Source organism: Paenibacillus sp. F024 (assembly GCF_057814255.1).
Window position 1 is genome coordinate 1 of record NZ_JBVASZ010000092.1, and the last position, 912, is coordinate 912.

A 912-nucleotide genomic window follows, 5' to 3' on the forward strand; every position below is an offset into this window, starting at 1 on the left:
GCCCAGGCATTAGAACCCTTTATGCCGTGGTCACCGTCACTTCCGGACTCTTGCCGCGTCACGTAATCTTCATCCATCATACACTTGCTCCCATCTGACTGCTAGGTGGGGGCTATTTGACGCTCACCGACAAAGTTTATCGATTGGACGTGCTACAGGAAGCGTGGCGGAGAGTACGAGCGAACAAAGGAGCGGCAGGCATCGACGGTGAGACCATGACTGACATCGCGAAAATCGGCGAAGACCGATTTCTAGCGGAATGCCAAGAGAGACTGCTGAAGAAATCCTATCGCCCCCAGCCTGTACGCCGCCACTACATTCCGAAGAAAGATGGACGTAAACGACCGCTCGGCATCCCAACGGTAAGAGACCGCGTCGTGCAAATGGCAACCAAACTCATATTGGAGCCGATCTTTGAAGCCGACTTTCAGGAATGTTCCTTTGGTTTCCGGCCGAAGCGCGGCGCGAAGCAAGCGCTAGAGCGAATTCGTAAAGCCTGCAACCGCAAAGGCAATTGGGTGGTCGACGTCGACATCCAAGGGTACTTCGATAATATTAACCAAGAGAAGCTAATGAAGCTGGTGGAAATGCGAATCAGTGACAGACGTACTCTCAAGCTTATCCGGCAATGGCTCGAAGCCGGAGTAATGGAGGAAGGAACGGTAAGACGTTCTGACCTGGGCACGCCCCAAGGGGGAGTGATTTCACCGCTGTTGGCGAACATTTACCTAAATTACTTCGATACGTTGTGGGAAAGACACGGGAAGGAAGTCGGAGAACTTACGAGGTATGCAGACGATTTCGTCGTGGTGTGCAAGACAAGGAAAGAGGCGCTTCATGCTTTTAAGCTTATCCAAGCGATTATGGAGCGACTGGAACTGACCGTACACCCGGAGAAGACGCGGATAGTGG

1 protein-coding gene is annotated in these 912 nt (G+C 52.5%); it reads left to right on the forward strand.

The genetic code is table 11. The features are described from left to right. Nucleotides 1-116: 116 nt before the first annotated feature. A partial coding sequence (ltrA, locus tag ACZYR9_RS27510) for a group II intron reverse transcriptase/maturase (protein ID WP_488981487.1) occupies nt 117-912 on the forward strand: 796 nt, incomplete at its 3' end.